Genomic DNA, 20,518 nt, shown 5'->3' on the forward strand with positions numbered 1-20,518 from the left:
CGGGCTCATCGTCCCCTGACGACCCCCGCCGCACGACACCGGTCGGCGAGCACGACACCGCTCCCCCACCAGAACGACGTTGGTCCCGCTGTCCGGTGGACAGCGGGACCAACCTCGTTCTCAGCGGCCGCCCAGGGCCACAAGCCCGTCAGTCCGCGGTCACGAACAGGTGCCGCGCGACGTCGTCGGGCAGGTCGAGGACGGTCAGGGCGCCCTCGCCCGAGACGGTGACGACGCCGTCGTCCACCGTGACCACGAGGGTCCGGTGCGGCAAGACGCCCGCCTCGGCGAACCGGGCGAGCAGCTCGACGTCGACCTGGATCGGCTCGGCGATGCGCTGGAGCACGACGCGCACCTCCGTGCCGGGCACCGCGCCGCGCGCGACGAGGTGGGCCCGCAGGGACACGACGCCCTGGAGGTAGCCGACCTCGGGCAGGTCCTCGCCCAGCTCGCGCAGGCCCGGGATGGGGTTGCCGTAGGGGTCGTGCGCCGGGTGGTCGAGGAGCCCGACGAGGCGCCGCTCGACGAGGTCGCTCATCACGTGCTCCCAGCGGCAGGCCTCGGTGTGGACGTGCTCCCAGTCGAGCTTGATGACGTCGGTGAGCAGGCGCTCGGCGAGGCGGTGCTTGCGCATGACGCGCACCGCCGTCTGCTGGCCGAGGGCCGTGAGCTCGAGCTGGCGGTCCCCCCCGACGACGACGAGGCCGTCGCGCTCCATGCGCGCCACGGTCTGCGAGACCGTCGGCCCCGAGTGCCCGAGGCGCTCGGCGATCCGCGCGCGCAGCGGGGGGATCCCCTCCTCCTGCAGCTCGTAGATCGACTTCAGGTACATCTCGGTGGTGTCGATCAGGTCGGTCACTCGGCCTCCCGCGGCAGGTACGCACTCTTCTCTGGAACCATTCCAGTCTAGCGCTCTCTCGTCGACACGATGATGTGTCTATTGCTCATACTGTGCGCCACACACTATGGTGTGAGGCATGACCGATCCCGAGATCTACGCCGGGCACAGCCAGGAGGTGCGCCGCGGCTCCGTCGTCGTCGCGAGCCTGCTGCTGCTGCGCACGCCCGGCTACGGCTACGGGCTCCTCGAGGCGCTCGCCGCAGCGGGCGTCCCCGTCGACGCCAACACGCTCTACCCGCTCCTGCGCCGGCTCGAGAAGCAGGGCCTCCTCGTGAGCGAGTGGAACACCGACGAGGCGCGGCCGCGCAAGTTCTACCGCACCTCCCCCGCGGGCGAGCGCTTCGCCCGCGACCTGCTCGACGAGTGGCTCGCGATCGCACGGAGCCTCCAGACCATCGACTCCCAGGAAGGCACGTCATGACGCTCACCGACCGCTACGTCGCCGCCACGCTGCGCCGCGTCCCCGCGAACCAGCACGCCGACCTCGAGCAGGAGCTCCGCACGTCCGTCGCCGACGCGGTCGAGGCCAAGGTCGAGGCCGGCACCGACCCGGCCCGAGCCGAGACCGACGTCCTCAACGACCTCGGCGACCCCGACCGCCTCGCGGCCGACCTCGCCGGTCGCCCGCTGTACCTCATCGGGCCGACGCTCTACCTCGACTGGCTGCGCCTCCTCAAGGTGCTGCTCTGGGTCGCCCTCATCCCCGGGGCGATCGTGCTCACGACGGACCTCGTCGACGGCGGCCCCGTCGGGTCGGCCATCTGGAGCGGCATCTGGACGACCGCCTCGGTCGCCCTCCAGATCGCGTTCTGGACGACCCTCGTCTTCGTCCTGCTGGAGCGCTACGGCGCCCCGCGGAGCCAAGACGAGCTCACCGGCCCCTGGACGGTCGACCGCCTCCCGACCGAGCGCGCGCCCCGCGAGGTCACGCTCGTCGACACGGTCGTGTCGGTCGGCCTGCTCGTCCTGGTCGCCGCCGTGCTGCTCCTCCAGAACGTCGCGACCTACCGGGGCCCCGACGGCACCGCGGTCCCCGTGCTGCACCCCGACCTGTGGCCCGTCTGGACCGGCGTGCTCGTCGCGCTCGTCGCGGCCGAGATCGTCCTCACGATCCTCGTGTACGCGCGCGGCCGGTGGACCCTCGGGCTCGCCGCCGTCAACACGGTCATCGGGGCCCTGTTCGCCGGGGTGGTCGTGTGGCTCGCGAGCGCCGACCGCCTCGTGAACCCCGCGTTCCTCGAGGTCACGGGCGGCGACTCGCTCACGTGGCTCTCGAACGGGATCATCGCGGCGACCGTCGTCATCGCGGCCTGGGACGTCATCGACGTCTGGGTCAAGACCCTGCGTGGTCGCCGCGCCTAGGCTGACCCGGTGACCAGCCGCCGCCTCGACCGCGTCCGACGCGCGGTCGAGGCGGCCGCCGCGCGTGAGGGGTTCGCGCTCGACGCGGACCAGTCCGCGCTCCTCGACCGGCTCGTGCGGCTCGGCGACGAGCTCGCCGGGGCCCGACGGCGGCCCGTCCGCGGGCTGTACGTGTGGGGCCCCGCGGGACGCGGGAAGTCGTGGCTGGCGGGGGCGTTCTACGCGGCCGTCGCGGCCGGGCTCCCCGCCGGCGCGGCCACGCGGGTCCACGTGTACGACCTGTTCCGCGCGCTGCACGCGGCGATCCACGCCCAGCGGGTGAGCGCCCTCGCCGGGCCGCGGCCCGCCGTCGGGCAGGGTGGCCCGACGCGCGGGTGGCGCACCCGGGCGACCGCGCCGGTCGCGGAGCCGACGCCGCCCGGGCCGTCGGAGAGCTCGCCGGAGCCACGCCCCGGCGCCGTCGACTCCGCGATCGACGGCCTCCTGCGCGGGACGACGCTGCTCTACCTCGACGAGCTCCACCTCCACGACACCGGCGACGCGACCCTGCTCACCCGGCTCCTGCGCCGGGCGTTCGCGACGGGCGTCGTCGTGCTCGCGACGTCGAACTACGAGCCCGGCACGCTGCTGCCGAACCCGCTGTGGCACCACGTCGCCGAGCCGGGGATCGCGCTCCTGCGGGCGCACCTCGACGTCGTCGAGCTCGCCGGGCCCACGGACTACCGGACGCTGGGCGGGCGCGGTCGCGCCGGGTTCGCCGCGGGCGCGTGGCTCCGCCCCGGCACGACGGCGCAGCTCGACGCCCGCGGCCTGCGCCGCCCGGGCGCGGACGAGGCGACGGCGGTGCGCACCGGGTCGCGCACGTTCCCCGTGGCGGCGGCGCGCGCGGCCGAGCTGTGGGTGGCGTTCGACGACCTCGCAGGCCGGCCGACGTCGACCCTGGAGTACCTCGACTGGTCCGTGCGCTTCCCCCGGTGGGTCGTCACGGACGTCCCGCTGCTCACGGGCGTCGACCGCGAGGCCCAGCAGCGGTTCGTCGCGGTCGTCGACGTGCTGGTCGACGCGGACGTCGAGCTCGTCGTCACGTCGCCCCACGCGCTCACCACGTTCCGCACCGCGCTCCCCGACCGCCCGGACGCGTTCCGCACCGCGAGCCGGCTCCAGCTCCTCACCGAGGACGCGGACGACACCGTCCCGGCGGACGACGTCCCGCGCGTCTGACCGACGCGCCCGGGCGCGCGCGTGCGGGGGTGTCGTGGGCGACGGTTACGATCGGCCGCAACCGACTCGACTGGAGGCACCTGGTGGCACGCTCCGACGGCACCGACGACGGCGGCGCGCGCGGGCAGCGCGGGCCCCGCGCGGCGGACGCGCTCACGTGCTCGTTCTGCGGCAAGTCGCAGCGGCAGGTGAAGCGGCTCATCGCGGGCCCCGCGGGCGTCTTCATCTGCGACGAGTGCGTGGCCCTCTGCCTCGAGATGGTCGAGGAGGACCGTGAGACGGAGTCCGCCGAGCAGGACATCGTCACCGGCAGCGGCCCGCTCCCCACGCCGCACGAGATCTTCGCGCACCTCAGCCGCTACGTCGTCGGTCAGGACGGCGCCAAGCGGGCGCTGGCCGTCGCGGTGCACAACCACTACAAGCGCGTCCGTGCCGCCGCTGCCGCCGAGGAGGCGGGCGAGGCCCTCGCGACCGACGACCCGGACTTCGTGGAGCTGGCGAAGTCGAACATCTTGTTGATCGGTCCGACGGGGACGGGCAAGACGTATCTGGCGCAGACGTTGGCGCGGATGTTGAACGTGCCTTTTGCGATCGCGGACGCGACGGCGCTCACCGAGGCGGGGTATGTCGGTGAGGACGTGGAGAACATCTTGTTGAAGCTGGTGCAGGCGGCGGACTTCGATGTGAAGAAGGCTGAGACGGGCATCATCTACATCGACGAGATCGACAAGGTGGCGCGCAAGGCGGAGAACCCCTCGATCACGCGGGACGTGTCGGGTGAGGGTGTGCAGCAGGCGTTGTTGAAGATCATCGAGGGTACGAGCGCGTCGGTGCCGCCGCAGGGTGGTCGTAAGCATCCGCACCAGGAGTTCATCCAGGTGGACACCTCGAACGTGCTGTTCATCGTGGCGGGGGCTTTTGCGGGGTTGGACGACATCGTGGCGGCGCGGGCGCGCAAGCGGGGTGTGGGTTTTGGTGCGCCGATCGAGACGGGTGCGGGGGAGGACCTGTTCGCGCAGGTGCGGCCCGAGGATCTGCACCGGTTCGGGTTGATCCCGGAGTTCATCGGGCGCCTGCCGGTGATCGCGTCGGTGGCGGCGTTGGACCGGGAGGCGTTGGTGCGGATCCTGACCCAGCCCAGGAATGCGTTGGTGAAGCAGTATCAGCGGATGTTCGCGATCGACGGGGTGGAGCTGGAGTTCACCGAGGGTGCGGTCGAGGCGGTCGCGGAGCAGGCGTTGTTGCGTGGGACGGGGGCGCGGGGGTTGCGCGCGATCATGGAGGAGGTGTTGCAGCAGGTGATGTTCGACGTGCCGTCGCGCGATGACGTGGAGCGGGTCGTGATCACGCGTGAGGTCGTGCTGGACAACGTCAATCCCACGATCGTGCCGCGCACCACGACCGCGCGCGCGCGCACCCCGCGCGAGAAGTCCGCCTGACCGCACCGACGACGCACCCCCCAGGCCGGCCCGACACAGGACGGGCTCCCCGCCGCACGAGGTAGAGCCCCCCGGTCCGCCGAGGTAGAGCCCGGGTCCTTCCAGGTCGAGCCCGGGTCCATCCCGGTGGAGCCGCGGCCCCGTGGGCGCACACCCCGGTCGCGCGCGACGACGTCACGCGGCGCGCAGGCAGTCGCGCGCCGCGGCGACGAGGAGCGCGACGCCCAGGTCGAGCGTCGGCTCGGGGACGGGCGCGAAGGACGGGGAGTGGTTCGGCGCGACGCCGTCGGGCAGGTTGCCCATGCCCGTCGCGGTGGAGAGGTCGAACGCGGCGAACAGCGCGGGGTCGAACCCGCCGAGGTTCCAGTAGACGAGCGGCACGCCGGCGGCGGTGGCGAGGTCGCCGACGTCCTCGGACCCGGGCAGCGGCGGCAGCGACACGACGGCGGCCCGCCCGCCCGCGGCCGCGATGCGGTCGTGCTGCTCGTCGAGCGCGCGGGCGAGGACGGCCCGGGTGCGCTCGGTGGCGGCGGGGTCGTTGACCATGAGGTCGAACGTCGAGACCTCCTCGTACTCCGGGGCCTGGGGCGCCCCGGACGCCGCGGCCTCGGCGTCGACGATGCGGTGGATCGCGTCGAGCACGCGGCGGCGCACCTGCGGCGTGAAGGACCGGACGTTGACGAGCAGCTCCGCCGACCCCGGGATGATGTTGGCCTGCGTGCCGGCCCGCAGGGCCCCAACGGTCACGACCGCGGACTCCCGGGCCCCGACCTCCCGCGACACCACGCCCTGGAGCCGCATGACCGTCGCGGCCGCCATGACGACCGGGTCGACGGTCGACTCGGGGCTGGAGCCGTGGCCGCCCTTGCCGTGCAGGGTGACGCGGAACGAGTCGGTCGCGGCCATCGCCGGCCCGGCCGTGAGGTTGACGACGCCCACGGGCAGGGGCATGACGTGCTGCCCCAGGACGACGTCGGGCCGCCCGCCGGTCCGGTCGAAGAGGCCGTCCGCGACCATCGCCCGCGCTCCCCCGCCGACCTCTTCGGCGGGCTGGAAGACGACGACGAGCGTGCCCGACCACGTGTCGCGGTGCGCGGCGAGCTCGGCCGCGGCGCCGAGCAGGCACGTCACGTGCACGTCGTGGCCGCACGCGTGCATGGTGCCGGACTCGTGCCCGTCGGGCGTGGTCGCGGTGTCCGTGGAGGCGTACGGGAGGCCGGTGCGCTCGGTGACGGGGAGCCCGTCCATGTCGGCGCGCAGCAGCACGCGCGGCCCGTCGCCGTTCGCGAGGACGCCCGCGACCCCCGTCCCGCCGATCCCTTCGTGCACGTCGTATCCCCAGCCCCGCAGCCGCTCGGCCACGATCCCGGCGGTCCGGTGCTCGGCGAACGCGAGCTCGGGGTGCCGGTGGAGGTCGGTGTAGACGTCGGTGAGCTCGGCGGTGGTGAGCGGGGTCGCGGTCATGCAGGCATGATCCCGTGCCCGGCGACGGACGGCGAGCGCGCGCGTCAGCCCACGAAGAGGCAGAACGGGTGGCCGGACGGGTCGGCGTAGACGCGCAACGGCTCGTCCGGGTCGTCGGACCGGTCGAGCAGCAGACGCGCCCCGAGCGCGAGGGCGCGGTCGTGCTGCCGGTCGAGCTCCGCGACGTCGGGCACGGTGCAGTCGAGGTGGAGCTGCTGCGGCACGCCGTCGTCGGGCCACGTCGAGGGTGGGAGCGTCTCGACCTGCTGGAACGCGAGCTGGACCCCGCCCGGGGCGGCGCGCAGCACGAGCCAGTCCGCGCCGTCGGGGTCGGGCTCGCCCACGGCGGGCGACTCGTCGCCCGCGCGGTACTCGAGCCCGAACAGGCCGCGGTAGAACTCCGCGAGCGCACGGGCGTCGGTCGTGTCGAGCACGACCTGGGCGATCCGGGGGAACACGTCGGCCACGGTGACCACCTCCGCTCGCCACCGTCGCCCGTCGCGCGACCGCTCGCACGGCGGGCCACGTCGTCGGGCCTCCTGCTCCCCGCCCTCGACGGAGAGCGGCACGGCGTCCGGGCTAGGCTCGCCCGCGACGGACCGGCGCGAGAGGAGAGGAACGTGACGGACCAGGAGGCACGTCTCGCGCAGCACGTCGCCGAGGCGGCGGACGCGTGGCTCCGCGACCCGCTCGACGCGGGCGTATACCGGCGCCTCGTCGACGCGACGCTCGCGTGGCGCTCAGGAGGAGGACGCGTGGTCCCGGGGTCGCCGGCACACCCTGCGGCCCCGGCCGATGCGCACCCGGCCTTCCCGGCACCCTCTACGGCGGACGACACGGACGACGACGCGCGCTACCTCCGCCCCGAGCGTGCGCCGCGCGCGGTGGGCAGCACGCTCGCGGACGTCGCGAGCATGCTGCGCGCCCGAGCGAGCGCCGCCGCCCCGGAGAGCAATCTTTCGACAGATATCCCGCAAGAACAGGACGACCAGGCCTGACGGGGCCGTAGGGTGTGGGCATGACGCGCGTCCTCGTCACCGGTGCCGACGGCGGCATCGGCCGTGCGACCGTGCACCACCTGCTCGGCCAGGGCTACGAGGTCACGGCGCTGTCGACCGCCTTCGAGCACCCGTGCCACGCTGACCGCGCGATCGTCGGGGACGCCCGCTCCCCCGAGGACGTGAGCCGCGGGCTCGAGGACGCGGACGCCGTCGTGCACCTCGCCGCGATCCCGCACCCGGACCTGGGCACGCCGCTCGAGGTGTACGCGACCAACACGACGGCAACGTGGGCCGTGCTCTCGCTCGCGGGCGAACGAGGTGTGCCGCGGGCGGTGGTCGCGAGCAGCATCAACGCGTTCGGGGTCCCGATGAACCCGCACGACGTGCGGCCCGCCTACTACCCGCTCGACGAGGACGTCCCGGCCGACGTCGCCGACGCGTACTCGCTCTCGAAGCAGGCGGACGAGGCTGCGGCCCGGGCCGCGTGGCGCCGGTGGGGGATCGACGTCGTGGCGCTGCGCTTCCCGCACGTGCGCGACGCCGCCGGGCTGCGCGAGACCGCGGCGGCCGTCGCCCGCGACCCCCGCGTCGTCGCGCGCGAGGGCTGGGCGTACCTGGACCTGCGCGACGCGGCGCGCGCGGTCGAGGCCGGGCTGAGGGCCGACCTGACGGGCGCCCACGTCGTCGGGCTCGCGGCGGACGACACGCTCCTCGACGTCCCGACGCCCGACCTCCTCGCCCGCTTCGCCCCGGACGTGCCCCTCACGCGCCCGATCGGTCCGCACGACGGCCTCGTCGACACGCGGCGCGCCCGCGAGCTGCTCGGCTTCCGGCCGCGGCACTCGGTCCACCGGCCGGACGACGCCTCGCCCGACCGGCCGGACGCCCACCCCGCCGCGCGGCCCCGCACCGTGCCCGACGCCCGACCTCCCTCGGAGAGCCCGTGACCGACGCCCCGCTCCGCACCGTCCACCCCGTCGACCCCGCGTTCGCGAACCCGTGGCCCGCGCGGGACGGCACGCGCATCACCGGCGTGCGCGCGATCGTCACGGCGCCGGACGGCATCCCGCTCGTCGTCGTGCGTGTCGACACGAACGTGCCCGGCCTCTACGGGCTCGGGTGCGCGACGTACACGCAGCGCTGGCACGCGGTGGCCGCGTACGTCGAGCGGCATCTCGAGCGGCTCGTGGTCGGGCGGTATCCCGGCGACATCGGCGACCTCGTCCGCCTCGCGCGGCTCGCGCCCTACTGGCGCGAGGGGCCCGTGGGGAACAACGCGATCTCGAGCCTCGACATGGCGCTGTGGGACATCGCCGGCAAGCGCGCGGGCATGCCCGTGCACGAGCTGCTGGGCGGCAAGGTGCGCGACGCCGCCGACACGTACCTCCACGCGAGCGGACGCACCGTCGCGGAGACGATCGACGACGCGGCGCGGATCGTCGACGCCGGGTGGCGCCACGTGCGGATCCAGACCGGCCAGCCGGGCGCCGGCCACTACGGCACCGCCGCGGACCCCGAGCCCGGCTACCCCGCCGCACCCCACCCGCACGGCTGGAGCGTCGAGGAGTACCTGCGCCGGACGCCGAGGCTCTTCGCGGCGGCGCGCGAGGCGCTCGGCGATCAGGTCGAGCTCCTGCACGACGTCCACTCGCGCCTCACGCCCAAGCAGGCGGTGATGCTCGCGCGCGCCCTGGAGCCCTACCGACCCTTCTTCCTCGAGGACGTCCTCGCGCCGGAGCACTGGGACCGCCTGCCCGAGGTACGCGCCGCCTCGCCCGTGCCGATCGCGGTGGGCGAGCTCGCGACGTCGTTCCCCGACGCCGCGCGGCTCGTCCTCGGAGGCGGCGTGGACCTGATCCGCTGCCACATCAGCGCGATCGGGGGTCTCAGCGCGGGCCGCGCCCTCGCGACGGCGGCCGAGCTGGTCGGGGTGCGCACGGCCTGGCACGCGCCGGGCGACACGTCGCCGGTCGGCGCCGCGGCGAACGTCGCGCTCGACGTCACCTCGACCGCGTTCGGCATCCAGGAGGGCCACGTCTACTCCGACGCCGTCCACGAGGTGTTCCCCGGGACGCTGCGGATCGTCGACGGCTGGCTGCGCCCGCACGACGCGCCCGGCTTCGGCGTCGACCTCGACGAGCGTGCCGCGGCGCGCTACCCGGCCGACCTCGCGGGGCACGACGCGTGGGCCGCGGGGGTCCGCGCGCCCGACGGCGGCCTGGTCGCCCCCTGAGGGCGCGTCATCCGCCGATGCACGTCGGGGTCGGCGGTTCGCCCGCGAGACGCGCCTCGGTCCATCGGACGAGGTCCGCCGCGGCGGGCGAGCCCGCCTGCACCAGCCCGACGTGGTCCCGCCCCTGGTAGGTGCGGTAGTCGACCGGCTGCCCGGCCGCGCACCGAGCGCCGACGTACGCCTCCTGCGCCGTGGGGAGGATCAACGTGTCCGACGCCCCCTGGGCGACGAGCAACGGGGCGGCGACCGGTCCGGTCGGCACGTTCTCGGCGAGGCGCTCGCCCAGCGGCCCCGTGGTCGGGTCCGTCGTCCACAGGGGCTGGTCCATCGACAGGGCCTCCGCCACCGAGACCAGCGTGCTGGGCTCGGACAGGCAGCGGGACGCCATCTCCCGCACGACGAACCGCGCTCCCGGGCGCACGTACCCCGCAGCGTCGCTGTCGGGATAGATCGCGTCGTAGGCCTCGACCACGAACGACGCGAAGACGCTCCCGCCCGCGACGCTCTCCAGGTGGGCCACGAGGCCCGTGAGGTCGCTCGCCGGCGCGAGGGCGGCGACACCGGCGAGGGGGACGTCGGGCGCGTACCCGGGGGCGACGGCCCCGGTCCACAGCGCGGCGTGGCCACCCTGGGAGTGGCCCCAGACGACGGTCTGCTCGCCGAGCGTCGCACCGTCGAGCTCGCGCGCGGCGCGGACCGCGTCGACCACGGACCGCGCCTCGCCCTGACCGACGAGGTACGGGTGGGGGCCGTCCGTGCCCAGGCCGACGTAGTCGGTGGCGACGAGCGCCCACCCCCGCGCCAGCACGTCGTCGAGCAGGTAGAACGCGCCGGACTCGAACGGCTCGTCGAGGACCGACGGCGCGCACCCCCGCGCGGAGCCCGTCGTGCCGTGCGCCCACGCGATCACCGGCGACGGGCTCGCCGCGGCGTCCGGCACCACGACGAGCCCGCTCGCCACCGCGGGCTGGTCCTCGTCGCGCGTCGTCGTGTAGAGGATGCGCCAGGCCGTCGCCCCGTCAGGGACCTCGCGGGTGAAGGGTTCGGCGCGCAGGAGCCGACCGGGCTCGTCCGGGACGGACGCCGGCGGGTCGTAGAACGCGTCGACCTGCGGCGCCGCGCGGTGCAGCCCGACGCTGACGACGGCGAGCCCGCCCGCCGCGACGACCGCCAGGACCGCGCCGACGAGCGCCGCCCGGCCGTGCGGTCGGGTCGTCGCCGTGCCGGGCGCCTCGACGAGCCCGGTATCGAGGTCCGCGCTCGGTCCCGGAGCGCGGGTGCGGCGGACCCCGGCGACGACCAGGCGGACACCGAGGACCACGAGCCGCACCCCGAGGACGACCGCGACGACGAGGACCGTGACGTCCGGCCACGAGAGGGCGACCAGGCCGAGCACGACCGAGGCCGCGCCGAGGCCGACACGGGTCCAGCGGTCGACCCCCGCGGAGCGCACGCCCTCGAGCGCGTCCAGCAGCCCGGCGACGACGAGACCCGCACCGACGAGGAGCGCGACGACGACGATCGACGGCGCGGGCCACAGGGCGACGGCGACCGCGAGGGCCAGGAACAGTCCTCCCCGCACGAGCCGCAGCCGGCGCGGACGTGCACGCGCTCCGCCGCTCAGGGCGGTGGTGCGCTCGTCGGCCGCGCCACCGACGAGCTCGGCGACGCCCAGGACGAGGGCCCCGGCCACGACCGCGACGACGAGCAGGGCGAGCGACGCGAACGGCCGCAGGACGACGGCCGCGCCGAGCAGGGCGCAGACCGTTCCCACGGTGATGACGGCCCACGGGGGCACCCGGTCCCTCGCGGTGACCGTGGCTCGCGTCCTGGCGACGAGGCGGCTCACGCGGCGACCGTACCGGGCGGGTCCGCGGAGCGCTCGTCGGCCGGGGGCGCGTCCTCGCGAACCCTCCGACGCGGCCGTCTCGACGGGGGCGAGCCGTCCATGCAAGAACCCGACGGCGACACGCAATATCGCTACAGACCCTTGCCACTGTGGAGACTGCGTCCTAGTGTTCAGCACGAACGGCGCTGCCCGGAGGTGCGACCGCGCAGCGGGCCGGAGGGTCAGCACGCCCCCGGCGAGCACGGAGGCCGCTCGCCTCCCGAGAGAAGACGGGTCGACGATGATTCGCAGCACGAACCACCCCGCCGCGCGCCGACGCAGCACCCGCACCGTGATCGTGACGGCGCTCGCCCTCACGCTCCTCGCGGGAGGCACGCCGTCGGCCCTGGCCCACGGGACGCCCCGACCACCCGCACCCGCCGTGGTGACACGGGCCGCCGTCGACCCGGCGCTCGTCGAGGGACGCGGCGCCGCCGTCCCGTTCCTCGAGCAGGAGGCGGAGAACGCCGTGACGACCGGGACCGTGATCGGGCCCGGTCGTGACGCCTACATGATCGAGGCCGAGGCGTCGGGCCGCTCGGCCGTCCGGCTCACGGCGGGGCAGGACGTGGAGTTCACGCTCCCCGCGGACGCGAACGCGATCACGGTCCGGTACTCGATCCCCGACTCCCCCACGGGCGGCGGGATCACGTCGCCGCTCGACGTGTCGGTCCTGCGCCAGGGCAAGAAGGTCGGGCTCGACCGGCGCATGACGCTCACGTCGGCGTACTCCTACCTGTACAACCAGTACCCGTTCACCAACGACCCGACGGCGGACGTCCTCCAGCCCGGCTGGTGGGTCGCCGAGTGCGCGTGCGTCCCCGCGGAGACGACGCCGACCCCGACGTTCGAGAAGCCGTTCCGCCCCATGAAGTTCTACGACGAGCAGCGGCTCCTGCTCGGCCAGACGTACAGGAAGGGCGACGTCGTCCGCCTCACGGTGCCCGCGCGCGGCGCGGCGGAGTGGACCGTGATCGACCTCCTCGACTCCGAGAAGGTCGCGCCGCCGAAGGTGCGCCTGCTCGCGGCGAACGCACTGCTCTTCGGGGCCGACCCCACCGGTCGGCGCGACTCCGCCGACGCGCTCGACAAGGCGATCGCGTTCGCGAGGAAGCACCGGCTCGAGGTGTACGTCCCGCCGGGCGTCTACCAGGTGAACCGGCACGTCGTCGTCGACGACGTGACCATCCAGGGCGCCGGGAGCTGGTACACGATCTTCCGGGGCACGCAGGTCGCGCTGGACGCGCCCGCGCCCGACGGGTCCGTGCACACCGGCGTCGGGTTCTACGGGAGGTACGCCGACGAGGGCGGCAGCCGAGACGTGCACCTGCGCGACTTCGCGATCGTCGGGGACGTCCGCGAGCGCGTCGACACCGACCAGGTCAACGGCGTCGGCGGCGCGCTGAGCGACTCGTCGATCTCCGGCCTGTACCTCCAGCACACCAAGGTCGGACTGTGGTTCGACGGGCCGATGGACAACCTGCGCGTGGAGAGCACCGTGATCGTCGACCAGGTCGCCGACGCGCTGAACTTCCACGGTGGCGTGACGAGCTCGGTCGTCCGGGACGTCTTCGTCCGGAACACCGGCGACGACGGCCTCGCGATGTGGTCGGAGAAGGTCGCCAACGCCGGCAACGTGTTCGAGAACAACACGATCCAGTCGAACACCCTGGCCAACGGCATCGCGGTCTACGGCGGCACGGACAACACGGTGCGTGCGAACCTCGTCGCGGACCCGGTGCGCGAGGGCAGCGGGCTGCACGTCGGGTCGCGGTTCGGCGCCGAGCCGTTCGCGGGCCGCCTCGACCTCACCGACAACACCGCCGTCCGTGCGGGCACGCTCGAGCTCAACTGGGACATCGGGCTCGGCGCGATCTGGTTCTACGCGCTCGACGGCGACATCGACGCCGACGTCCGGGTCACCGGCGACCACTACCTCGACAGCACGTACAACGCGATCATGCTGGTCTCCGACTGGGGCGTGAAGGACCGGGTGAAGACCGAGGGCGTCGCGTTCCGGGACGTGCGGGTCGACGGCACGGGCACGTCCGTGGTCAGCGCGCGGGTCCGCGGCGGCGCGTCGTTCGAGAACGTCGACGCCCGCAACGTCGGCTGGGCGGGGGTGAACAACTGCGGCGCGTTCACCTTCCCCGACGGCGGCACCGAGTTCACGCTCACCGACCTCGGGGGGAACGACGGTACGTCGCTCAGCCCGTGGGAGCCGGGCACCGTGAACTGGCTCGGCCGGTTCGTGCCCAGCGCGCCGAGCTGCACCGACCGGCCGCCGGTCGTCGCTCCCCCGGCCCCGTCGCCCTGGGTCCAGCCGGTCGGCTGAACCCGCTGCACGCGTGGATCGGTCGTGGTCGGATCGTGCCGGCCGCGACCGGTCCGTGCGCTCACGTGGTCCGTGCGCTCACGAGAGGGACGTCGGCGCGACGGTCGACCGCGACGTCAGACCGCCTCGGGCGCCACCTGGCGCGCGAGCTCCTCGACGATGCGCACGTCGGCGTCGAGCCACGGCACGTCGAGCCACCTCCCGGCGTCGAGCCAGGTCAGCTCGTCGTGCTCGACGAGCGGTCGGGGCTCCCCCGCCGTGATCCGCGCGAACCACAGGCGCATCACGTGGCGGTCGGTGATGATCCAGGTCCCGTGGTCGGGGCCCACGATCTCGTCACCGAGCTCCACGGCCACGCCGAGCTCCTCGCGGAGCTCGCGGTGCAGCGCCTCCGTCGGGGTCTCACCGGGGTCGACCTTGCCCCCGGGGAACTCCCAGCGGCCTGCGAGGTGCGACGGACGGGACCGGCGCGCGCTGAGCAGGAGCCGCGGAGCGACGAGATCGTCGACGATCGCCGCGGCCACCACCAGTCTGCGCAGAGTCATACGCGGAGTGTCGCACGGCGTCGTGACGCGCGGGTGACACGACCGCGACCGCAGCCTGGGAGGGCTGCGGGGCCGCTCGTCAGCGCAGGCCGGCCGCCCGCGCCCAGGCCACGGCCTCGGCACGAGTCGAGACGCCGAGCTTGCGGTAGAGGCTGCGGACCTGCGACTTGACCGTGTTGCGCGTGACGAAGAGCTTGGTGGCGATCTGCTCGAGCGTGACGTCCTCAGACAGGTTCGACAGGACGACCCGCTCCCGGCGGGTCAGCGGAGCGATCGGTGTGGCGATCCGCTCCGACGGGGCCGCCACGGGGCGGACCAGCTCGATGGTGCTCATGTTCTCCTCCAGATGCTCTCCGGTCACGTCATCCCCACGTGGCGAGTTCCGGTTGGTGCTACTTGAAGGGATGGGACAGGAGTCGTTTCATGACGCGACTTCTCGCGACGAGTTTCAGGACGTTCGTCCAGGCCCGGACGAAAGTGCCGCCGGAGCGGCGTCGGTGCAGGTCAGACGAGGTGCTGGTACGAGAGCAGCAGCAGCGCGACCGCGGTGTAGTCCTCGAGGGAACCCGTCGAACGGGTCACGACGCTCACGCTCATCTGCTCGACCGTCGGGAGCATTCCCTGGGCGAGGTCCTCCTGCAGCGTGCGCTCGACGGTGTCGCTCAGCGCTGCCATGGCGGCGTCGATGCTCGCCTGCGGGCCCGACGTGAGGTAGGTCGGCGTCGGGACGCGGGGTGCGTGGGTCTCGCCTCGGGTCGGGCGGTCGGGCGACGTCACGGTGTCGATCATGGGAGTACCCCCTGCCAGTCCGGGGGACGGTCCCCTCGGCACCCACCACACTGGTGGTCGGTCCTCGGGGGAATCCCACGTCCGCCGCAGGAGAACCTCAAGATTTGCTCAAGACTCCGGGTTCGAGCCGTCCCGGGCGCCGTCGGTCAGCGCGTGCAGGCTCCGCAGACGTGCCGGGACCGCGGCGAGGTCGCCCGCGCGGAGCGCCGTCTCCAGCGCGCGCGCCGCCGCGGTCGTCTCGTCGTCGCCGAACGTCCCGGCCGACCCGGCGACGGCGTGGCACAGCGCCGCGGCCTCGAGGACGGCCTCGGCCGAGGGAGCCCCCGCCCCCTCCGCCCCGAGGCCCAGAAGGCGGGCCGCCTCGTCGACCCGGGCCGAGTTCCGGGCGCGCGCCCGCCCCCGCAGCACGACGAGCGCGGCGTCGAGCCGGTCCTCGGCGCGACCGTCGGGTCCGGCCGTCACGGCTTCCACCCGAGGAGGGAGCCGAGCCGGGCCGCGAGGTCGAGGGCGTCGAACGGCTTCGTGATGACGCCGGCCGCACCCAGGCCGTCGAGACGCGAGATCTCCCCGGCACCCACCTTGGCGGTGAGGAAGACGACCGGCACGTCCCGCAGCGCGGGGCGGGTCCGCAGACGCGCGAGCACGGTCGGCCCGTCCACGACGGGCATCATCACGTCGAGGACGATCGCGTCGGGCCGCACCCGCTCGGCGAGCGCCGCGCCCTCGTCGCCGTCGGCCGCGACGTGCACCTCGTAGCCACCCACCACGTCGAGCGCGAGCTCGACGACCTCGCGGATCGACGGGTCGTCGTCGATGACGACCACGCGCCGCCTCTTCTGCCCTTCCGCGTCCATCGTCCCGACGCTAGCCGAGAAGCCCGCACCCGGCAGCGCGCACCGACGCGCGCTCCCCTAGGCTCGACGCATGGTGGGGCAGCGGGGACGGACGGAGCGGACGCACGACCCCTTCGTCCTCTGGTGCTGGGTGGTCGGCGCCCTCCTCGTGCTCCTCGTCCTCGTCCTCGCGAGCCCGCTCGACGCCGAGACGCGACGCACGGTCTCGCAAGCCTCGATCGTGAGCGCCGGGGCGATCGCCGCGGCGAGCTGCGGGTGGCGCGCGGCACGCTCGACGGGCCGACGGCGTCGGGCGTGGAGCCTGCTCGCGCTCGGCGGCGTGGTCGGTCTCGTCGGGAACGTCTGGGCGGGCCTGGTCGACAACCCCTCGACGGGCGACTACGCCTACATCGCCGCGCTGCTCCTCGGCATCGTCGGGCTCGCGTTCTTCCCCACCGTGCGCCCGCGCGGCAAGGAGATCGGGCGGATGCTGCTCGACAGCGTCGTCGTCGGCGGCTCGGTGCTGTACATCGCGCTCTACGCGGTGACGCTCCGCTCCGCCGAGGCCCCGCCGACCGGTACGACGGCCGTCACGGCGTACACGCTCCCGGTGGTGGACGCGCTGCTCGCGACCTTCGCCGTCCTCGTGATGACCCGCTCGACCGCCTCCGAGCGGGTGCCCCTCGTGCTCGTGGGCAGCGGGTTCGTGCTCTACGCCGTGGCCGACGTCGCGTTCGCCCTGCTCTCCGCCGACGGCACGTTCACGTTCGGCAGCCCGATCGACGTCGGGTGGGTCGGCGGGTACCTCATGATCGCGCTCGCCGCGCGGCACCGGGCGGCGAGCGGCAGCCCGGTGGCCGACGAGCGCGCGCAGGGGTCCGCGATCCTCGGCACGACCGTGACGTTCTGCCTGTTCCTCGCGGCCGCGCTCATCCGGGTCGTGCAGTCCTCGACGGGCTTCTCGTGGGCCCCGAACGCGCTCTGGGTCGTCGTGCTGCTCGCGGTCGTCGCGCGGCAGATCCTCGTCGTCGCCGACAACGAGTCGCTGCTGCACGGTCTCGAGCGGCGGGTCGAGGAACGCACGTCCCAGCTCCGCGCGCTCGCCGGGGAGCGCGCCCGGACGCTCGAGTCCGTGGCGGACGGCATCTACGGCGTCGACCCCGACGGCCGCGTCACCTTCGTCAACGCGGCGGCGTCCCGCACGCTCGGCGCGAGCCAGGACTCGCTCATCGGCCGGGACGCGCACGCGCTCTTCCACGCGCCGGACGCGGACGGCAACCCCTATCCCCCGGACTCCTGCTACATCCGGGAGGCCGTGCGCGACGGCGTCACCGCGGTCGCCGAGCAGGACGTCTACCTCCGCGAGGACGGCTCCGAGGTGGCCGTCGAGGTGACGGCCAGCCCGCTCAAGGACGACGGCCGCACGCTGGGCGCCGTCGTCGTGTTCCGCGACATCACGGACCGGCGGGAGGTCGAGCGGCTCAAGGACGAGTTCGTGTCCGTCGTGAGCCACGAGCTGCGCACGCCGCTCACCGCGATCCGCGGCGCGCTCGGCCTGCTCGACAGCGGCGCCCTGGGGACGCTCCCCGAGCGCTCGGCGCGCATGGTGCACGTCGCACGGTCGAGCAGCGACCGCCTCAACCGGATCGTGGACGACATCCTCGACATCGAGCGCATGGACTCGGGCACGACGCCGCTCGAGCGGGCCGACCACCGCGTGGCCGACCTCGTCTCGACGGCCGCGGAGCCGGTCGGCCTCCTCGCGCGCGATGCCGGTGTCGAGATCGTGCAGGAGGACACCGACGAGGTCGTCGCCGTCGACGGGGACCGGGTCGTGCAGATGCTGACGAACCTGCTGAGCAACGCCGTGAAGTTCTCCCCGCCCGGCGGGACGGTGCGCATCTCGGCGCGCTCCGCCGGGGAGATGGTCGAGCTCCGCGTCGAGGACGAGGGACGCGGCATCCCCCCGGACAAGCTCGAGGCGGTGTTCCGGCGCTTCGAGCAGGTCGACGCGTCCGACTCGCGCGAGCGCGGGGGCAGCGGGCTCGGGCTCGCGATCTCGCAGAGCATCGTGGAGCGCCACGGGGGCCGCATCTGGGCCGAGAGCCGCGGCGAGGGCACGGGCGCGACCTTCCGTGCGACGCTCCCCCGGCCCGAGCCGGTCCTCGGCACGGCCGACGAGGTGCCCGCGGCGGCGCCCGGCGACCCGCGCCCCCGGGTCGTGGTGGTCGACGACGACGCGTACGTCGTCGACGTGCTGCGCGCGGTCCTGGAGTCGCGCGGGTACGACGTCGTGGGGGTGACCGACGGCACGCTCGCCTTCGCGGCGATCGAGGCCGCCCGGCCCGCCGCCGTCGTGCTCGACCTCGCGATGCCGGGGCGCGACGGGCAGGACGTGCTCGACCGGGTGCGCCGGAGCGCCGCGACGGCGAACGTGCCCGTCGTCATCGTCTCGGGCTCGCAGCCCGCGAAGGCCGTGGCGACGGCGTCCCTCGCCGACCGCTGGCTCGTGAAGCCGGTCGCGCCCGCGGAGCTCGAGCGCACCGTCAGGGAGGCCGTCAGCCTGCGCCCGCACCACGAGCACGTGCTCGTCGTCGAGGACGACCCGGAGGTCGGGGAGGTGGTCCGGACCGTCCTGCAGGGGGCGGGCCTCGTCGTCACGCTGGCGCGCAGCGTCCACGAGGCGCTGGAGGTGCTCGCGGGCGGCGACGACCCGGCGCTCGTCGTGCTCGACCTCACGCTGCCCGACGGCGCGGGGCGCGAGGTCGTCGACGTGCTCCGCCAGGACGGCCGCCTGAGCCGGGTCCCGCTCGTCATCTACAGCGGGGCGCGCCTCGACGCGCACCAGCGTGCGGACCTCCGGCTGGGAGATACCGTCTACCTGCGCAAGGGGAGCACCGCCCCCGAGAAGCTGCTGGAACCCGTGCTCGACCTCCTGGACACGGCCGCGGGCCGCTGGGGCACGGCGCACGACGACGGGGCGAGAGCCTCGAGGACGGAGAACACATGACCGCGGGACCCATCATCTACGTGAGCCACGGGACGGGCACGGGGAGGACCGAGCTGTCCGCGTTCGACGCGGCGCTCACGGACGCCGGCGTCGGCGACTTCAACCTCGTCCGGCTGAGCTCCGTCGTGCCGCCCGGGTCCCGCGTGGTCGAGGTGGACCGTCTCGAGGAGGGGTACGGCGGGCACGGCGACCTCCTCTACTGCGTGTACGCCGAGGCGCACGCCGTGATGCCCGGCCACGAGGCGTGGGCCGGCGTGGCGTGGTCGCTGCGCGACGACGACAGCGGTGCCGGTCTCTTCGTGGAGCACGAGGCGCCGTCGCACGAGCAGCTCGAGCTGGACCTCACGCTCAGCCTGGAGGACCTGGCCGCGACGCGCGGCAACCGGTTCCACCCGGCCGGCCGCCGGGTCGCCGGGGTGCGCTGCGAGTCGCTGCCCGTGTGCTCCGTCGTCGTCGCCGCGTACCGCCGCGAGGGCTGGGACGGGGAGACCCGGTGACGGCGCCGGCGCGTGCGGGCGCGGGGCGCGCCGCGGTGACGTTCGAGCAGACCGTGGACGGCGAGCTCGCCGACCGGTTCTGGGAGCTCTACCTCGAGGCGTTCGAGCCGCTGCGCACGCGTGCGGCGGCCCGGCACGTGCTGCACCGCGAGGAGTTCGACGAGGAGATGAGCGACCCGCGGGTCCTCAAGCTCCTCGCGCACGACGACGACGGCGCGGCCGTCGGGCTGACGACGCTCGCGACCGACCTCGCGGCGGTCCCGTGGGTGAGCCCGGAGTTCTTCGCGGCGCGCTACCCCGAGCACGCCGCGCGCGGCGCCGTCTGGTACATCGGCTTCACGCTCGCCCACCCGGGCCGTCGCGCGAGCCGGACGTTCATGGACATGATCGACGCGCTCGTCGCGCACCTCGCGGAGAACCGCGTGGTGTGCGCCTACGACGTGTCGCGGTTCAACGACGACTCGCTGCGGTTCGCGGACAACCTGCGCCGCCACCTCGAGCGGACGCAGGACGTCGAGGTCGAGACCGTCGACCAGCAGACGTACTACGCGACGACGTTCCGCTGACCGTTCCGCCGACCCTGTGCCGGGGCGGTCCGCGCCGCCCCGGCCCGGTCGTCAGCTGCCGACGTGCGCCGCGTACTGGTCGGCGGTGAGCAGGTCGCCCGTGTCGACGACGTCGACCTTGAACAGCCAGCCGTCGGTGTACGGGTCCGAGTTCACGACGGCCGGGTCGTCGACCGCCGCCTGGTTCACCTCGACGATCGTGCCCGTGACGGGCGAGAAGAGCTCCGACACGGACTTGGTCGACTCGACCTCGCCGATGACGCTCCCGGCCGTCACCTCGGCGCCCACCTCGGGCAGCTCCAGGTAGACGATGTCGCCGAGCGCCTCGGCAGCCGTCGCGGTGATCCCGACGACGGCGGGGGTCGAGCCGTCGATCCACTCGTGCTCGGCCGTGTACTGCAGGTGCGCCGGGAACTGGGCCTCGGTCATGGGGT

At 74.2% G+C, this 20,518-nt stretch carries 21 protein-coding genes; 11 read left to right on the forward strand and 10 right to left on the reverse strand.

Annotated features, from left to right (window positions below; all coding sequences use genetic code 11):
* Nucleotides 1-148: 148 nt before the first annotated feature.
* The gene (locus AC3WT4_RS13115) at nucleotides 149-859 is read right to left on the reverse strand and encodes an iron-dependent transcriptional repressor DtxR (protein WP_492315636.1); all 711 of its coding nucleotides are present in this window, start codon (nucleotides 857-859) and stop codon (nucleotides 149-151) included.
* Between the two features lie 118 nt (nucleotides 860-977).
* On the opposite strand from AC3WT4_RS13115, the gene AC3WT4_RS13120 reads away from it, so the two are divergent.
* The 4 genes from AC3WT4_RS13120 to clpX all read left to right on the forward strand — a co-directional run bounded on the left by AC3WT4_RS13120 (nucleotide 978) and on the right by clpX (nucleotide 4,923).
* Nucleotides 978-1,322, forward strand: a complete 345-nt coding sequence (locus tag AC3WT4_RS13120) for a PadR family transcriptional regulator (protein WP_043659819.1) — start codon at nucleotides 978-980, stop codon at nucleotides 1,320-1,322.
* Nucleotides 1,319-2,263 (forward strand): permease prefix domain 1-containing protein, encoded by a 945-nt coding sequence (locus tag AC3WT4_RS13125; protein WP_257418657.1) that lies wholly within the window; start codon nucleotides 1,319-1,321, stop codon nucleotides 2,261-2,263. Before AC3WT4_RS13120 ends, AC3WT4_RS13125 begins: the two co-directional genes overlap by 4 nt.
* A gap of 9 nt (nucleotides 2,264-2,272) precedes the next feature.
* Nucleotides 2,273-3,484 (forward strand): cell division protein ZapE, encoded by a 1,212-nt coding sequence (zapE, locus tag AC3WT4_RS13130; protein WP_492315637.1) that lies wholly within the window; start codon nucleotides 2,273-2,275, stop codon nucleotides 3,482-3,484.
* 83 nt (nucleotides 3,485-3,567) lie between these two features.
* Complete coding sequence (clpX, locus tag AC3WT4_RS13135) at nucleotides 3,568-4,923, forward strand: ATP-dependent Clp protease ATP-binding subunit ClpX (RefSeq protein ID WP_194226624.1); 1,356 nt, start codon at nucleotides 3,568-3,570, stop codon at nucleotides 4,921-4,923.
* Between the two features lie 174 nt (nucleotides 4,924-5,097).
* On the opposite strand, the gene AC3WT4_RS13140 is transcribed toward clpX, so the two are convergent.
* Nucleotides 5,098-6,387, reverse strand: a complete 1,290-nt coding sequence (locus tag AC3WT4_RS13140; RefSeq protein ID WP_492315638.1) for an amidohydrolase — start codon at nucleotides 6,385-6,387, stop codon at nucleotides 5,098-5,100.
* 44 nt (nucleotides 6,388-6,431) lie between these two features.
* Complete coding sequence (locus AC3WT4_RS13145) at nucleotides 6,432-6,854, reverse strand: VOC family protein (RefSeq protein WP_492315639.1); 423 nt, start codon at nucleotides 6,852-6,854, stop codon at nucleotides 6,432-6,434.
* 153 nt (nucleotides 6,855-7,007) lie between these two features.
* Between AC3WT4_RS13145 and AC3WT4_RS13150 the strand changes: the two genes are divergently transcribed.
* Genes AC3WT4_RS13150 through AC3WT4_RS13160 form a run of 3 tightly spaced genes read left to right on the forward strand, consistent with a single transcriptional unit; the run spans nucleotide 7,008 to nucleotide 9,621 of the window.
* Complete coding sequence (locus tag AC3WT4_RS13150) at nucleotides 7,008-7,385, forward strand: hypothetical protein (RefSeq protein ID WP_492315640.1); 378 nt, start codon at nucleotides 7,008-7,010, stop codon at nucleotides 7,383-7,385.
* A gap of 20 nt (nucleotides 7,386-7,405) precedes the next feature.
* Complete coding sequence (locus AC3WT4_RS13155; protein WP_492315641.1) at nucleotides 7,406-8,335, forward strand: NAD-dependent epimerase/dehydratase family protein; 930 nt, start codon at nucleotides 7,406-7,408, stop codon at nucleotides 8,333-8,335.
* Nucleotides 8,332-9,621 carry an enolase C-terminal domain-like protein gene (locus AC3WT4_RS13160; RefSeq protein WP_492315642.1) on the forward strand — a complete coding sequence of 430 codons (1,290 nt, stop codon included), beginning with the start codon at nucleotides 8,332-8,334 and terminating at the stop codon, nucleotides 9,619-9,621. Before AC3WT4_RS13155 ends, AC3WT4_RS13160 begins: the two co-directional genes overlap by 4 nt.
* Nucleotides 9,622-9,628: 7 nt before the next feature.
* Here AC3WT4_RS13160 and AC3WT4_RS13165 read toward each other — a convergent pair whose 3' ends face one another.
* Nucleotides 9,629-11,470, reverse strand: coding sequence for a lipase family protein (locus AC3WT4_RS13165; RefSeq protein ID WP_492315643.1), 1,842 nt, complete (start codon nucleotides 11,468-11,470; stop codon nucleotides 9,629-9,631).
* A 280-nt stretch (nucleotides 11,471-11,750) separates the two neighbouring features.
* Here AC3WT4_RS13165 and AC3WT4_RS13170 point away from each other — a divergent pair, with 280 nt between their 5' ends.
* Nucleotides 11,751-13,844, forward strand: coding sequence for a glycosyl hydrolase family 28-related protein (locus tag AC3WT4_RS13170; RefSeq protein WP_492315644.1), 2,094 nt, complete (start codon nucleotides 11,751-11,753; stop codon nucleotides 13,842-13,844).
* A gap of 116 nt (nucleotides 13,845-13,960) precedes the next feature.
* On the opposite strand, the gene AC3WT4_RS13175 is transcribed toward AC3WT4_RS13170, so the two are convergent.
* The 5 genes from AC3WT4_RS13175 to AC3WT4_RS13195 form a co-directional block, all read right to left on the reverse strand.
* Nucleotides 13,961-14,389 carry a (deoxy)nucleoside triphosphate pyrophosphohydrolase gene (locus tag AC3WT4_RS13175; protein ID WP_074804141.1) on the reverse strand — a complete coding sequence of 143 codons (429 nt, stop codon included), beginning with the start codon at nucleotides 14,387-14,389 and terminating at the stop codon, nucleotides 13,961-13,963.
* A gap of 79 nt (nucleotides 14,390-14,468) precedes the next feature.
* Nucleotides 14,469-14,723, reverse strand: coding sequence for a helix-turn-helix domain-containing protein (locus tag AC3WT4_RS13180; RefSeq protein ID WP_043653127.1), 255 nt, complete (start codon nucleotides 14,721-14,723; stop codon nucleotides 14,469-14,471).
* A 170-nt stretch (nucleotides 14,724-14,893) separates the two neighbouring features.
* The gene (locus AC3WT4_RS13185) at nucleotides 14,894-15,178 is read right to left on the reverse strand and encodes a hypothetical protein (RefSeq protein ID WP_074804139.1); all 285 of its coding nucleotides are present in this window, start codon (nucleotides 15,176-15,178) and stop codon (nucleotides 14,894-14,896) included.
* A 108-nt stretch (nucleotides 15,179-15,286) separates the two neighbouring features.
* A complete protein-coding gene (locus tag AC3WT4_RS13190; RefSeq protein WP_492315645.1) occupies nucleotides 15,287-15,640 on the reverse strand; it encodes an Hpt domain-containing protein in 354 nt (117 codons plus the stop codon).
* The gene (locus AC3WT4_RS13195) at nucleotides 15,637-16,032 is read right to left on the reverse strand and encodes a response regulator (RefSeq protein WP_257418666.1); all 396 of its coding nucleotides are present in this window, start codon (nucleotides 16,030-16,032) and stop codon (nucleotides 15,637-15,639) included. Before AC3WT4_RS13195 ends, AC3WT4_RS13190 begins: the two co-directional genes overlap by 4 nt.
* A 70-nt stretch (nucleotides 16,033-16,102) precedes the next feature.
* Here AC3WT4_RS13195 and AC3WT4_RS13200 point away from each other — a divergent pair, with 70 nt between their 5' ends.
* The 3 genes from AC3WT4_RS13200 to AC3WT4_RS13210 are packed head-to-tail and all read left to right on the forward strand — an operon-like array spanning nucleotide 16,103 to nucleotide 20,084.
* A complete protein-coding gene (locus AC3WT4_RS13200) occupies nucleotides 16,103-19,021 on the forward strand; it encodes a hybrid sensor histidine kinase/response regulator (protein ID WP_492315646.1) in 2,919 nt (972 codons plus the stop codon).
* Complete coding sequence (locus tag AC3WT4_RS13205; RefSeq protein ID WP_043653117.1) at nucleotides 19,018-19,518, forward strand: pyruvoyl-dependent arginine decarboxylase; 501 nt, start codon at nucleotides 19,018-19,020, stop codon at nucleotides 19,516-19,518. Before AC3WT4_RS13200 ends, AC3WT4_RS13205 begins: the two co-directional genes overlap by 4 nt.
* Nucleotides 19,515-20,084 (forward strand): hypothetical protein, encoded by a 570-nt coding sequence (locus AC3WT4_RS13210; RefSeq protein ID WP_086150167.1) that lies wholly within the window; start codon nucleotides 19,515-19,517, stop codon nucleotides 20,082-20,084. The genes AC3WT4_RS13205 and AC3WT4_RS13210 overlap by 4 nt, the downstream gene beginning before the upstream one ends.
* A 51-nt stretch (nucleotides 20,085-20,135) precedes the next feature.
* Here AC3WT4_RS13210 and gcvH read toward each other — a convergent pair whose 3' ends face one another.
* Entirely contained in the window at nucleotides 20,136-20,513 is a 378-nt protein-coding gene (gene gcvH, locus AC3WT4_RS13215; protein WP_021483687.1) for a glycine cleavage system protein GcvH, read from the reverse strand.
* Nucleotides 20,514-20,518: the final 5 nt, after the last annotated feature.

This window comes from Cellulosimicrobium sp. EB106-03-01-XG111 (genome assembly GCF_058792115.1).